The following is a 13,261-nucleotide window of genomic DNA, read 5'->3' on the forward strand; positions in this document are numbered from 1 at the left end:
TCCTGCAAGGCCGTGCGGCGGGTAACGATAGCGGGTAACGATAGACGGATTATGGTCGAAACGACCGTCCAGCGGCAAACCGGCTATGCTCGCAGGATGACGCCCCTCACCGAGCTGCGCGACCTGCCCCGCCGTTTGCGCCGCCCTGCGGTGCGCGATCTGGCCTGGGCGCTGCTGTCGCCACCGCTGATGCGCGACTTGCCCGCACCACAGCGCAACCCGTTGACCGCCAGTGACTGGGCTGCCGACCCGCAGCAGCTGCAGGACTGGTTACTGGCGCTGGATGGCGATGATCAGCCGCTGCGCGATTGGCTGATGAAGATGACCAGCCGGCGCCTGGGCCTGTATTACGAGGCCCTCTGGCAGTTCGCCTTGAACCACGCCAGCGGGGTCGAACTGCTCGGCGCCAATCTGCCGATCCGCCAAGGCGGCCGCACTCTGGGCGAGCTGGATATCCTCCTGCGCGACCGCGACGGTGTGCATCATCTGGAATTGGCGATCAAGCTCTACCTCGGCCCTGCCAATGGCGCTGGCCCAGGCTCGATGCACTGGTTGGGGCCGGGATGCCAGGATCGGCTCGATCTGAAACTGGCCCACCTTGTCGGTCATCAGCTGCCTATTTCTGCTCGCCCAGAGAGCCAGGCGCTGCTTGCGGAGCTTGGCCTGGATCAGCCCCAGGCGCATCTGTGGCTGAGCGGCTATCTGTTCTACCCAGGCATGCTTGCATTCCATCCTCCAGCCGGCGCAGAACCTGCGCACTTACGCGGTGACTGGCTGCACCGGCACGACTGGCCCGGCTACCGCAGCGGCGCGGCAGAGGGCCGCTGGCAGGTCCTGACGCGCCAGCACTGGCTGGCGCCCGCGCGTATTGCAGACAGCGACTGCTGGACGCCAGCGCAGTTCGAGCAATGGCTGATGCAGCTGGACCCGTTCGCACCCGCGCAATTGCTGGTCAGATTGACGCAGGCCGAAGACGGCGCCTGGGAGGAACAGCAGCGGTTGTTTCTGGTGGCGGACAGCTGGCCGCACTTGCCGAGCTGAGCAGCAGGCCGCCAAGGTTTTCGACAGATTCACGCAAATATCTGCGCAGCCTTCGACCTGTAGCAAAGAAATCTGTCAGCCATCGATTAGAGTTAGCGATACGCGCCAGCAAGAGCGCCTTTTCGACCTGATAAGTGAGGAGTGACCATGGTTTCATCCAACCCGCCGGCGCATTACGCGCGGATCTCGATTGCCCTGCACTGGCTGATGCTGGTGTTGCTGGCAAGCGTCTACGCCCTGATCGAACTGCGTGGCCTGTTCCCCAAGGACAGCGCCGAACGCAACCTGATGAAAGACCTGCACTTCATGTTCGGCCTGACCGTGTTCGTACTGGTCTGGCTACGCCTGGCCATGCGCCTGATCAACCCGACGCCGCCGATCACGCCCAAGCCGCCGGCATGGCAGACTGGCCTGGCGCACCTGGTGCACCTGCTGCTGTACCTGCTGATGATCGGCATGCCGCTGGCGGGCTGGTTGATCCTCAGCGCCGCCGACAAGCCAATCCCGTTCTACGGCTTCGAGCTGCCCGCGCTGACCGGGCCTGATTCGGACTTTGCCAAATTCATCAAGGGCTGGCATGAGCGGGTTGGCGGCTGGGGCTACTGGCTGATTGGCCTGCATGCACTGGCCGGGCTTTACCATCACTACATCAAGCGCGATAACACCCTGGTGCGCATGCTGCCCTACAAGTAACCGCGTCGGCCCTGCAGCCCGCCTGTGTGCACGAACAGCAGGCGGCTGCCGGGCCTGAAGCGCCCCGCCTCGACCTCATCGCGCAGCGCCAGCAGGGCCTTGCCGGTGTACACCGCCTCCAGCGGCAGGCCACTGTGCTGTTCGCTGTCGGCGATAAACGCCAGCAACTCATCATCCATGCGCGCAAAGCCGCCACGGCAAGCGTCATGCAATTGGTAGCCCTGCTCTCCCGCCAACGCTGCCACCGTTGCCGCCACGCCGTGGTCAGCCGGCACCGCAAGGGCGCCGTGCACCGGGCGCGCACCGGCCTCAGCGAGCACCAGCCCCGCCAGGGTGGTGCCGGTACCGACGGCCAGCCACCAGCCATCGTAGTCATCCCAACCCAGCTGCGGCAGCTGCTCGCGTGCCTGCTCGACGATCAATCGGCAACCCTGTGCGCCGGCCATGCCGCCACCGCCCTCGGCGATGCACTGCCAGCCGGGGTAGCGTGCTTGCCACTCAGCCCAGAACTGCGGCTCATGTCGCGCCCGGTAGCCGCCATAGCCGAGCCAGTGCAGTTGCATGCCCAAGGCTTGCAGGTCGCGCACGGTCGGGGTGTCCTGCGCATGGCCACGCAGCAGGCCGGCGGTGGCAAAGCCAAACCGTTTGCCGGCAGCGGCCAGTGCATGCAGATGGTTGGAATGGTTGCCGCCAAGGCTGATCAAGCCGGGCGCGTTGCACCGCCAGGCTTCGACCAGATGGTCGCGCAGCTTGAACCACTTGTTGCCGCTGATCAGCGGGTCGATCAGGTCCAGACGCAACACTGCGAGCTGGACCTCAGCGCGCTGAGTCCAGGGCAAGCACAGCGGTTGTAGAGGTGCCTGAGGCAGGCAGGAGAGTTCGGCAGACATCGGCCGAGTCTACCAGCTTGGGCCGGGGCCGCGCTGCAGCCCCACCCCATGCCGTTACAGCTCGGCGGCCAAGCGCGAACCTTGGTTGATGGCGCGCTTGGCATCCAGCTCGGCGGCCACATCGGCGCCGCCGATCAGGTGCACCGACTGCCCCGCTGCGACCAGCCCGTCCTGCAGTTCGCGCAGTGGATCCTGGCCTGCACAGATCACTACGTTGTCCACTGCCAGCAACTGCGGCTCGCCATCAGCAATGCGTACATGCAAACCAGCGTCGTCGATCTGCAGGTATTCGACACTGTTGAGCATCTGTACCTGCTTGTTTTTCAGGCCAGTGCGGTGAATCCAGCCGGTAGTCTTGCCCAGACCGTCGCCGACCTTGGTCTTCTTGCGCTGCAAAAGGTACACCTGCCGCGCCGGCGCATGCGGCTCGGGCTTGATCCCGGCCACGCCACCACGCGCTTCGAGCGCAGTGTCGATGCCCCACTCTTTCCAGAACGCGTCGCGATCCAGGCTGGTAGCCACGCCCTGGTGCACCAGGTACTCGGAGACATCAAAGCCGATGCCGCCCGCGCCGATCACCGCAACCCGCTGGCCGACCGGTTTGCGCTGCAACAGTACATCCAGATAATTCAGCACCTTGGCGTGCTCGATGCCGGGGATAGCCGGGTTGCGCGGGACAATCCCGGTGGCCAGGATGATCTCGTCATAACCGCCGGCAATCAGCTGCTCGGCGCTGACTCGGCTATTCAGGCGCACGTCCACGCCCGTGAGCTGCAGCTTGTTACGGAAATAGCGCAGGGTTTCGGAGAACTCTTCCTTGCCCGGCACGCGCTTGGCCACGTTGAACTGGCCACCGATTTCGCCAGCGGCGTCAAACAGGGTGACCTGATGGCCGCGCTCGCCGGCCACAGTCGCCGCAGCCAGGCCAGCCGGGCCAGCACCCACTACCGCGATACGCTTGGCCTGGGACACCGGCAGGTAATTCAGTTCGGTTTCATGGCAGGCGCGCGGATTGACCAGGCAACTGGTCAACTTGCCGCCAAAGGTGTGATCAAGGCAGGCCTGGTTGCAGCCGATGCAGGTATTGATCTGCTCGGCCTGATCGGCTGCGGCCTTGTTGACGAACTCTGGATCGGCCAGGAATGGCCGGGCCATCGACACCATGTCGGCATCGCCGGCAGCCAGCACGGCCTCGGCAACTTCGGGTGTATTGATGCGGTTGGTGGTGATCAATGGGATGTTGACGTGCCCACGCAGCTTGGCCGTGACCTTGCTGAAGGCCGCCCGCGGTACTTTGGTGGCGATGGTCGGAATGCGCGCTTCGTGCCAGCCGATGCCGGTATTGATCAGCGTTGCCCCGGCCTGCTCGATGGCCTTGGCCAGCTGCAGGATCTCTTGCCAATCGCTGCCACCTTCGATCAGGTCGAGCATCGACAGGCGGAAGATGATGATGAAGTTCGGCCCCACCGCCGCACGCACGCGGGTGACGATTTCGACCGCCAGGCGCATGCGGTTGGCGTAGCTGCCACCCCAGCGATCGGTGCGGTGGTTGGTGTGAGCGGCGAGGAACTGGTTGATGAAGTAGCCTTCCGATCCCATGATCTCGACGCCGTCATATCCCGCGCACTGGGCCAGTTCGGCACAGTTGACGAAGTCGGCGATCTGCTTCTCGATGCCGGCTTCGTCCAGCTCCTTGGGCTTGAACGGGTTGATCGGCGCCTGAATCGCGCTCGGCGCCACCTGGCGCGGGCTGTAGGCGTAACGGCCGGCGTGGAGGATCTGCAGGCAGATCTTGCCCCCAGCGGCGTGCACCGCCTCGGTGACGATACGGTGCTGGTCGGCTTCTTCAGCGGTGCTCAGCTTGGCAGCACCGGAGTACACGCCACCCTCATCGTTTGGCGCAATGCCACCCGTGACCATCAGGCCAACACCACCGCGTGCTCGCTCGGCGAAGTACACTGCCATGCGCTCGAAGCCGCCTGGGCGCTCTTCCAGGCCGGTGTGCATGGAGCCCATCAGGGTGCGGTTGCGCAAAGTGGTGAAGCCAAGGTCAAGCGGGGCCAGCAGGTTCGGGTAAGCCATGGAGCAACTCCACATGGGCAAAATCACGGGATGCAGGCGCCTCGCTGGGATGCGGGGCCCGTCGGTTATCTGCCCTCGACATTAAACAGCCGTTTGAACCGGCTCAATGATCGAAACTGACAACTTATTGATCCTGCTGCACAGCAGGTCTACCCTAGGGCTCCTTACATTCGATGGTGCCGCAGCGGTTCATGCGCAAACTTCTCGCAAGCGCCCTGGCGCTGGTAATGATCGCCGCGTTGTGTGGCTATGGTTTCTGGACGCAACAGCGCCCTGAAGGCCACTACCTGTCTGACCTGCGTATCGAGCTGGCGCTCAATCAGGGTAGCCCTGGCGAGCGCGGCAACCTGCTCGGCATCGAGCCGCTGCTCTACCCCAGCGACTATCAAAACCTGCAACGGCTGCGCCTCAAGCTTGCCGCTTACCTTGAGCAGGCCCGGGAACAGGGGCTGGTGAATCCGCGCACGGTGGTGGTGTTGCCTGAGCACATCGGCACCTGGCTGTGGGCGCGGGGTGAAAAAAACGAGCTGTATCAAGTGACCCAGCGGCGCGAGGCCGAGCAATGGCTTGAGCTGAGTAACCCGCTGCGCTACGGCCTGGCAATGCTTTGGGCGACCGGGGACGACCGCCGCGCCGATGCGCATCTGCGCATGAAGGCGGCGCAGATGGCCGCCGACTATCAGGCTCTGTTCAGCGGCCTGGCAAAGGAATTTGGCGTGACCCTGGTGGCCGGCTCGATTGTCTTGCCCGCGCCCTATGTGGAGAACGGCGTGCTGCACGCCGGCAGCGGCCCACTGTTCAACAGCAGCTTGGTATTCGCCGGCGATGGCAGTGTGCTCGGTCAGCCGCAACGCCAGCAGTTTGCCGACAGCGAAGTACGCCGGTACATTCAGGACGGTCGCGAGCAGCCCCTGCACGTCGTTTCGACCCCAGCTGGACGCCTTGGCGTGTTGATCGGCAGTGACAGCTGGTACCCGGAAAATTATCAGCAGCTGGCGCAGCAGTCCGCACAGCTGATCGCCAACCCGGTATTTCTCAGTGGCAAGCACAGCTGGGACGCCCCCTGGCGCGGTAATCGCCATCAGGATGCCGCCGCCGAGCTGCCACTGCAGCGTGGTCAAGTCAGCGAACAACAGGCCTGGCGGCAACTGACCCTGGCCGCCAATCCCGGCCTGACCAGCATCAGCGTGTTCATGCGTGGCCAATTCTGGGAACTTGGCGCTGACGGTCAAGGCTTTGCCAACCACGCTGGCGGCCAGTTGGCCGGCACCTCGCAGCATGGCGCCCGCCTGCTAAACGTGTGGTTGTAAGGCCATGCCCAGGCCGCGTGTGCGCCTCGGTGAATTGACTGTAGGGTTCGTCCAGCCTCTGGCCGAGGCCCTGCAACAGCTGGGGCATGACCCTACGCCGTTGCTCGAGCGTTACGGCCTGACTAGCAGCCGCCTGGCCCAGCCCGGCGCGCGCTTGTCGATACCGCGCTACATGCACCTGGGCCATGCAGCAATCAAGCTCAGCGGCGAGCCAGCGTTGGGCCTGCGCATGGGCTGCCTGAGCCGACTGGCACAGACAGGTTTGGCCGGAGTCACCGCAGCTCAAGCACCGACGCTCGGCGAAGCTGCCCGCACCTTGCTGCGCTTTGAGCCGCTCTATGCGGCCAACTACCGCGGCAGCTCGGTGTTTGTCGAAGACACGCAAGGCGCCTGGCTGCGCTTCTATTCGATCAGCCCCTACAACGACTACAACCGTTTCGTGGTCGACTCGCTGCTGTCGGGCTGGCTTGCGCAGTTAGGCCAGCTGGCGGGGCAGCCGGTGCAGGCAGAGCGAATGGAGATCGAATTTGCAGCGCCAAGCTACGCAGCGGGCTATCAGGCACTTTGTGCCACGCCGATACACTTCGCGGCCGAAGGTAATCAGCTGCGCCTGAGCCGGGCCACGCTTGAGCAGGCCAACCCGCAGCACTGCCCCAGCACCTGGCAGCAGCTGCTCCAGCTATGTGAAGTGGAGCTCGCCCAGCACACCCGTGTACGCAGCCTTGGCGAGCGCATCACGCATCTGCTCGGGCCGCTGCTTAACGGCGGGCGCGAGCCTGACCTGGAGGAAGTCGCCCGCCATTTGCAATTGCCGACCTGGACCCTGCGCCGCAAACTTGCCGAAGAAGGCACGCGCTTTCGCAGCCTGCTAAACGACACCCGCCAGGATCTGGCCGAGACCTACATCCGCGACACGGAGCTGGCCTTCGGCGAGATTGCCTATCTGTTGGGGTTTGCTTCAGCAGAAGCCTTTCAACGTGCGTTCAAGCGCTGGACCGGGCTTACGCCGGGGGAGTTCCGGCGTAATCAACGGCGCACCGGTTAGAGCTCGGTGGCGTCGTCTGGTTCGGGGGCGTCCAGTTCATAGGCCTGATATTCGAGCAGCTCTTCCTGATAGTCGTCCATCGCCCTGCTTCCTCTTCACTCATGATGTTGGCTCATGTCGCCACGCTAAAGCGGGCGCATGACGCATTAATGACAAGCTTATGAGTGATAAACGTAGCAGGGGTTCGAATGATTAGCCTGGCAAGCTGTAACAACAAACTGCAAGGCCGATCGAGGCCTTGCAGAGGCCATTTACATCGAGGCTGGAGCAGCCTCGCTGGCCGGAGCCTCCTGCTGCACCTGGATCGGCGAAGCCTCGTTGGGTGGCGCGATCGGCTGCGAGCCGCGGCTGTCGTCTACCACCGGCGCGGCAGGTGCCTCGCTGACGGGAGCAACGGCCGCTGGGGCGACTACAGGTGCTTCGGGAGCCGCTGGGGCCGCTGGGGCCGCTGCCGGCGCGACCGCTGCAGCCGGAGCCAATGCAGCCGGCGCTGGCGCTTGCTCCGGCAGGCCCAGATCTGGCGCTGGCTGTTCAGCCTTCGGCGCCTCGACCTTGGCTTCAGCCTTTTTCGCCTTCTTCGGTTTGGGCTTGGGCAGGAAGCTCTCGACCAGCGCGAAGTAGCGCTCATAGAACTGCGGCGCCGTGACGGTTTCGCTGGCCACCTTGACCATCGAATCATCGCTCGAGCCGATTGGCATCGACACCGAACCAAGAATCCCTACACCAAGGCTGGCCGAGGTATTGGACTTTTTCAGCGCGTAGCGATCCTGCAGGGCGTTGGCGAACATCGTCGAACGCTGGTCATCGCTGCTGTCGGGCGCACAGGTGACGCTGAAGCTGATCTGCAGATGGTTGTCGCTGTTCTGCTGAAAGCTCTTGTTGCCGGCGATCTGGTTGTCGCCCGTGCTGGTGATTATATAGCCCTGGCTGAGCAACGCGCGCCGGGCCGCTTCGCAGGAGCCGGCGTCGCTGACCGGGAAGCTGCGCGAGTAGGTGCCCGAGTCATCGAAGCTCTCGTGCTCGTAGACCGCAGGTTTTTTCGAGGAGCAACCGGATACGCCCGCCAGCACAAGGGCCAGCCCGAGCGCACCGAAGACGGATGATCTGGACATCATGAATACCGGATTGGTCGAATGGCGCCTATTGTGCAACACATACCCGCTGACTTAAACCGTTGATCTGTGAAGAGGCTGTCAGCTTTGGCTAAAGCTGGGCTGCCTCAACACGGTGATAGGGGCACTGTGAGCAAGATAGCAAGACGCGATCACCCTGCCGACAGGTGTGTATGCAACCGCTCGATGTGCTCCGGCCCGATCCCGCAGCAACCGCCAACGATGCTGGCGCCAGCGGCCACCCAGCTACTTGCCCACTGCAGATATGCCTGAGGGGTCAGATCATCACGAATCTCGAGCAAGGTACTATTGGCCTTGGCCGCCGCGCTGACTGGAGGAAACGCATTGGCATACACCCCAAGCTCGATGGGCTGACCGAGGCGCTGGATGACCACGCGCGCTTCATGCAAAGCCGCAGCCATCACCTCTGGCTGGCTGCAGTTGAACAACACCACGGCCGCGCCCAGCTCCGCCGCCACACGCACGGCCTCAGCCACCGCCTCACCTGAGCGCAAGCGCGGGGCCCCGGCGACCTCGTCCAGCAAGGTAAAGGACAACCACAGTGGCTTCGGCTGCGCACCCAGTGCCTCGGCCACGGCGCGAGCTTCGGCGACAGAGCTTTGTGTTTCCGCCAGCCAGACATCAACCCGCTCGCGCAAGCCAGCAATCAGTTGCCGGTGAATGGCGACACTGCGTGCATGATCGAACAAATCCGGGCGGTAAGATCCCAGCGCCGGCGGCAATGAGCCAGCCACCGTGACTGGCGCGGGAGACTCATCGGCAGCCTTGCGGGCAAGGCGCCCTGCCCTCTCGGCCAACGTCAGAGCATGCTCGGCAAAGCGCTCTTCACCAAGGTGAAACGGCACCACGGCATAGCTGTTGGTGCTGATGATCCTGGCGCCAGCGGCGATAAACGAGCGATGCGCCTGCAGCACGAACTCGGGCGCTTCAATCAATGCCAGCGCCGACCACTCCGGCTGCCTGAACGGTGCGCCGATGCGCTGCAGCTCACGGCCCATGCCGCCATCCAACAAACGAACAGTGGCTGCACTCATTGGTTGGCACTCACGGTCTGCTGAGGCTCGCCCAGCCAACGAGCAATGATGGCAGGGTTGGCCTGGACCCACGCCTTGGCTGCAATTTCAGCCGGCTGCTTTTCCTTTTCGATCTTGAGGATCAGGTCATTGAGCTGCGCAGGTTCGATAGCGACGTTTTGCAAAAACGCGGCAATTTTCGGTGCACGCTTTTGCAGGGCGACCGACGACAACACGTAAACCTTGGCATCCGGGTACGCGCAAGTGATCTGGCTTTTGTTGAGCCAGTCAGGGTCAACTGTAGGGCTGATGAACTTCCAGCAGCCGTCAGCCTTGTACAACGGATCCCCCTTCTTGTTGTCCTGGGCATACCCATCGAATGCCGGCTCCTGCAATCGGCGCAGGTCGAAGGCGGAGAATATCCAGTCCGGGGTATAGGCATAGAACACCACGCCTCGCCCTGCCTTGTAAGCTGCCGCCAGCCTGGAATAGGTGACGGCTGCCTCAGTAGAGATCGACTCGAATTTATCGGCAAACTGGTAATCCTTGGCCTTGATCTCACCGATGTAGGTTGACTCCCAGCCCGCCGGCCCGACCAGCAACTGGGCCTTGCCGCCGCCCGGTGGCTGGAAGAGCTCGGCGACTTCCGGCTTCTTCAGGTCATACACGGATTTCACCCCGTATTTGTCCTGCAGATAGCCGGGGATGTAAAAGCCTTGCTCGCCGGTGTACGGCTGTTTGTTCGGAAACAGCGAAGGGTTGGCACCGCTGACATATTTCGCCCAGGCAGCGGATTGGTTGGGCATCCAGATGTCGGTCAGCACGTCTACCGAACCATCGCCTTTCGACGCTGCGCTGAGCAGCACCGGGACGTCCCCCGCCAGGTAGGAGACGTCGGCGTCGAGGCGGCTCTGCAGCACTTCACCGAGGATGTACTGAATGGCGACTGCGCCAGTCCAGTTCTGTTCGCCAATGACGATCTTGTCCTTGGCCAACGCCGTGTTCGAACCGATAACGGCGGCCAGTACAGCCAGTGCGCCGAGGCTACGCGATAAAGATGGGTTCACGGTAAGTCTCACTTTCACTGGTAGAGTTGGCCTTGCTTGCGCAGGCTCGATTGAATGATCCGATCAGGGATCAGCGCGCACACGACAATCGCGATACCCGCAAGCACGCCCTCGCCGCCTTTGATGTTGCGCAGCGCAGTCATGACGTCGTAACCCAGGCCGCCGGCGCCGATCAAGGCAGCGACCACCACCATCGACAGGCTCATGACAATGGTTTGATTTATCCCCAGCAGCAGCGAACGCCGAGCCAGCGGCAGCTCCACCTTGCACAGCGTCTGCCAGGGGCTGGCGCCATGGGCGACGGCGGCTTCGAGGGCATCCTTGGGTACTTCCTGAATGCCCAGCGAGGTCAGGCGAATCATCGGCGCCAGCGCAAAAATCACGGTAGCAATCACCGCAGGCGTCTTGCCGACCGAAAAAAACGCCACGGCAGGGATCAGATAGACAAACGTCGGCAAGGTCTGCATGACATCCAGCAACGGTGTCATCAGCCGCCGCAGCAGTGGCCGTTTAGCCAACAAGATCCCGCTGGGGACGCCGATGACCAGGGCAATCAGCACCGAGGAGCCGACCAGCGCCAGCGTGGCAATGGTGTGGTCCCAGAAGCCGAACACGCCGATATACGCCAAGGCGGCGGCGCTGGTGAACGCCAGCCCCCAGCCAGCCGAGCGCCAGGCAAGGTACACCAGCGTCAGTGCCGCAACTGGCCATGGCAACCAGCCCAACAGGTTTTCGACACCCTCGATCACCGTGCGCACGGCCACGATCACACCAACGAATGCACCCTCAAAGGTGACCTGCGACCAACCGATAAAGTCGTCGATCGCTTGTGCGGTTACCAGCAGCAACTGGCGGTTGACCGGAAACTGCAGCAACGCGTGGCTTGGCTCTGGTGCGGCCACACGCCATAGCACCAGCGCCTGGCAGACAACCACCAAGGCCAGCGGCAGTAGCCAGCCAGTACCTTCGCTTGCACCCGCATGACGGCTCAGCCTGACCGCAGTCAGGCGGCTTGCCAGCAGTGCCAGCAGCGCGAGAATGCTCAGCCACCCGGCAGTCGACTGTGCCAGCCCGACCAGCGCGGCTAGCTCGACCCCAAACGTGCCCCAGAAGGCTGCGCCTTTGCCTCGCGCCGCTAACGCGGCTGGCCCCAGCAGCGCTGCTTGCCACCAAGGCAAGGCGGTGCTGCCCGGCTGCGCCCGGCGCTCTGCTGGCAAGGCGGTCTGGGTTGACCTGCTCGCCGCAGCCGGCGGGGTCGAAGCGGGCTGGCAGTCGCGGAAGAAATCCGCCACTTCGCTGTCAGCCGGCTGCTCGAGCAACGTCTGCGGTGCGGCCAATTGCACCAGTCGCCCGCCGCGCATGACTGCTATACGGTCGGCCAGTCGCAACGCCTCAGCAGGATCATGGGTCACCAGCAAGGTGGTGATGCCACGCTCACGGACCAGGCTCATAAAGTGCAGCTGCAGGTCTCGGCGAATAGTGGGGTCCAACGCGCTGAACGGCTCGTCCATCAACAGGATGTCCGGCTCCGACACCAGCGCCCTGGCCAGACCAACCCGCTGTTGCATACCTCCGGAAAGCTCATGCGGATAATGCTCGCCCCAGCCCTCAAGCCCGACCGCTTTGAGCTGCACGGCAGCTGCCGCGTGCCGAGCGCCCTCGGCTTCACCGCTCAACTCCAGCGGCAATGCGACATTGTCGAGCACGGTGCGATGGGGCAGGAGACCAAAGTGCTGGAACACCATGCCGATGCGTCGTGACCTGAGTACCCGCAGCGCGCTGTTGCTCAAGCCACTGAGGGCCTGGCCGTCGATGAGCACTTCACCTTGGCTCGGCTTGATCAGACGGTTGATGTGACGCAGCAGGGTCGATTTTCCGCTGCCAGAGGTGCCCATCAGGCACAGGACCTCACCGCGGCGCACCTTGAGACTGACGTCATTGACCGCAGGCAGCGATGGCGTGCCCTTGCCACGCAAGTAGCGCTTGGTCACCGAGCGAAGTTCAAGCACCACGTCGCCGTCGTCCTGCTCGGAAACATTGAGATCAAGCTCTGACTCATACACTGGCGCCAGCGGCGATTGGATGACTGTCACGACGACTCCCGACAGATCAGCTGGGCCAAAACCGGCTCACAGGCTGACGAAAAAAAAGCGGGCGTCAGTGGGATATTGCTTCAGCCCGACGCCTGGACAACGCCTGACTGGAAAGCAAGGCGTTGGGGTTGGGTTAAAGCTAAACGATCTTAAAAAAGCAAAATAAATACTTTTTTAGAATTAGCTTAGTCGTGTGCGTCGTAGTCACGAGGAGCGTCTACATGCTTCAGCACGCAGGCACGCCTGAGCAAGCGTCACAGTTCTATCGCTGAGTGGATACCGTCGATGAAGAGGGATAACTGCTGGAAACAAAAAAAGCGACCCGAAGGTCGCTTTCTCTGTGTGCTTCAAGGCGTTCAAGGGGCCTCGAAGCGAAGATGGCGCAGCGGACGGGACTCGAACCCGCGACCCCCGGCGTGACAGGCCGGTATTCTAACCGACTGAACTACCGCTGCGTATCATTCAGGCCTGCGCCTGTTTGAAACTGGGATCTGACCTACAGCAACCTGTGCTGGCGGTTCAGGCACAAAAAAAGCGATAACGTGATCGCTTCTTTTGTGTTGCTTCAAGGCGTTCAAAGGGCCTCGAGGCGAAGATGGCGCAGCGGACGGGACTCGAACCCGCGACCCCCGGCGTGACAGGCCGGTATTCTAACCGACTGAACTACCGCTGCGTATCGTTCAGGCTTGCGCCCGATTGAAACTGGGTCTGGCACAAAGGCTTGGCCTTTGAACCTCAGACCGGTGACAAGCACCCATCTGGAGAAAAGTGGCGCAGCGGACGGGACTCGAACCCGCGACCCCCGGCGTGACAGGCCGGTATTCTAACCGACTGAACTACCGCTGCGCATAGTGGACTTGCGTCCGGTTCCTCTCTACCGATTTGCTTCTTGCG

10 protein-coding genes and 3 tRNA genes are annotated in these 13,261 nt (G+C 62.9%); 4 read left to right on the forward strand and 9 right to left on the reverse strand.

Annotated features, from left to right (window positions below):
* The first annotated feature begins 51 nt into the window (after nt 1–51).
* On the forward strand, nt 52–1,041 hold the full coding sequence (locus CXQ80_RS16455; RefSeq protein WP_101321385.1) for a DUF1853 family protein: 990 nt from the start codon (nt 52–54) through the stop codon (nt 1,039–1,041).
* Between the two features lie 147 nt (nt 1,042–1,188).
* Nucleotides 1,189–1,734 (forward strand): cytochrome b, encoded by a 546-nt coding sequence (locus CXQ80_RS16460; protein ID WP_101321387.1) that lies wholly within the window; start codon nt 1,189–1,191, stop codon nt 1,732–1,734.
* Here the strand turns inward: CXQ80_RS16460 and CXQ80_RS16465 are convergent.
* Nucleotides 1,725–2,624, reverse strand: a complete 900-nt coding sequence (locus tag CXQ80_RS16465) for a 1-aminocyclopropane-1-carboxylate deaminase/D-cysteine desulfhydrase (RefSeq protein WP_101321389.1) — start codon at nt 2,622–2,624, stop codon at nt 1,725–1,727. The genes CXQ80_RS16460 and CXQ80_RS16465 overlap by 10 nt on opposite strands.
* Nucleotides 2,625–2,678: 54 nt before the next feature.
* Complete coding sequence (locus CXQ80_RS16470; RefSeq protein WP_101321391.1) at nt 2,679–4,706, reverse strand: NADPH-dependent 2,4-dienoyl-CoA reductase; 2,028 nt, start codon at nt 4,704–4,706, stop codon at nt 2,679–2,681.
* A 191-nt stretch (nt 4,707–4,897) separates the two neighbouring features.
* Between CXQ80_RS16470 and CXQ80_RS16475 the strand changes: the two genes are divergently transcribed.
* Together CXQ80_RS16475 and CXQ80_RS16480 are read left to right on the forward strand one after the other, a co-directional pair.
* The gene (locus CXQ80_RS16475; protein ID WP_101323078.1) at nt 4,898–6,016 is read left to right on the forward strand and encodes a nitrilase-related carbon-nitrogen hydrolase; all 1,119 of its coding nucleotides are present in this window, start codon (nt 4,898–4,900) and stop codon (nt 6,014–6,016) included.
* Nucleotides 6,017–6,020: 4 nt separating this feature from the next.
* Nucleotides 6,021–7,061, forward strand: a complete 1,041-nt coding sequence (locus CXQ80_RS16480; protein WP_101321393.1) for an AraC family transcriptional regulator — start codon at nt 6,021–6,023, stop codon at nt 7,059–7,061.
* Between the two features lie 251 nt (nt 7,062–7,312).
* Here the strand turns inward: CXQ80_RS16480 and CXQ80_RS16485 are convergent, their stop codons facing one another.
* From CXQ80_RS16485 to CXQ80_RS16515, 7 genes are all read right to left on the reverse strand, one after another.
* A complete protein-coding gene (locus tag CXQ80_RS16485; RefSeq protein ID WP_101321395.1) occupies nt 7,313–8,173 on the reverse strand; it encodes a DUF2242 domain-containing protein in 861 nt (286 codons plus the stop codon).
* A 152-nt stretch (nt 8,174–8,325) separates the two neighbouring features.
* Entirely contained in the window at nt 8,326–9,228 is a 903-nt protein-coding gene (locus tag CXQ80_RS16490) for a homocysteine S-methyltransferase family protein (RefSeq protein ID WP_101321397.1), read from the reverse strand.
* Nucleotides 9,225–10,274 carry a glycine betaine ABC transporter substrate-binding protein gene (locus CXQ80_RS16495; protein WP_371918882.1) on the reverse strand — a complete coding sequence of 350 codons (1,050 nt, stop codon included), beginning with the start codon at nt 10,272–10,274 and terminating at the stop codon, nt 9,225–9,227. Before CXQ80_RS16495 ends, CXQ80_RS16490 begins: the two co-directional genes overlap by 4 nt.
* 14 nt (nt 10,275–10,288) lie before the next feature.
* Nucleotides 10,289–12,346, reverse strand: coding sequence for an ATP-binding cassette domain-containing protein (locus CXQ80_RS16500; protein WP_371918942.1), 2,058 nt, complete (start codon nt 12,344–12,346; stop codon nt 10,289–10,291).
* A 399-nt stretch (nt 12,347–12,745) separates the two neighbouring features.
* Nucleotides 12,746–12,822 (reverse strand) — tRNA-Asp (locus CXQ80_RS16505).
* 141 nt (nt 12,823–12,963) lie between these two features.
* Nucleotides 12,964–13,040 (reverse strand) — tRNA-Asp (locus CXQ80_RS16510).
* 96 nt (nt 13,041–13,136) lie between these two features.
* Nucleotides 13,137–13,213, reverse strand: a tRNA-Asp gene (locus CXQ80_RS16515).
* Nucleotides 13,214–13,261: the final 48 nt, after the last annotated feature.

Origin of the sequence: Pseudomonas sp. 02C 26 (genome assembly GCF_002843585.1) — a bacterium.
GTDB classification, from domain to species: domain Bacteria; phylum Pseudomonadota; class Gammaproteobacteria; order Pseudomonadales; family Pseudomonadaceae; genus Aquipseudomonas; species Aquipseudomonas shirazensis.

Bases quoted from the DNA above. Each gene is read 5' to 3' on its own strand.
- CXQ80_RS16470 (WP_101321391.1), bottom strand. From the start codon at position 4,706: ATGGCTTACCCGAACCTGCTGGCCCCGCTTGACCTTGGCTTCACCACT.
- CXQ80_RS16485 (WP_101321395.1), bottom strand. From the start codon at position 8,173: ATGTCCAGATCATCCGTCTTCGGTGCGCTCGGGCTGGCCCTTGTGCTG.
- CXQ80_RS16465 (WP_101321389.1), bottom strand. From the start codon at position 2,624: ATGTCTGCCGAACTCTCCTGCCTGCCTCAGGCACCTCTACAACCGCTG.
- CXQ80_RS16490 (WP_101321397.1), bottom strand. From the start codon at position 9,228: ATGAGTGCAGCCACTGTTCGTTTGTTGGATGGCGGCATGGGCCGTGAG.
- CXQ80_RS16460 (WP_101321387.1), top strand. From the start codon at position 1,189: ATGGTTTCATCCAACCCGCCGGCGCATTACGCGCGGATCTCGATTGCC.
- CXQ80_RS16475 (WP_101323078.1), top strand. From the start codon at position 4,898: ATGCGCAAACTTCTCGCAAGCGCCCTGGCGCTGGTAATGATCGCCGCG.
- CXQ80_RS16455 (WP_101321385.1), top strand. From the start codon at position 52: ATGGTCGAAACGACCGTCCAGCGGCAAACCGGCTATGCTCGCAGGATG.
- CXQ80_RS16480 (WP_101321393.1), top strand. From the start codon at position 6,021: ATGCCCAGGCCGCGTGTGCGCCTCGGTGAATTGACTGTAGGGTTCGTC.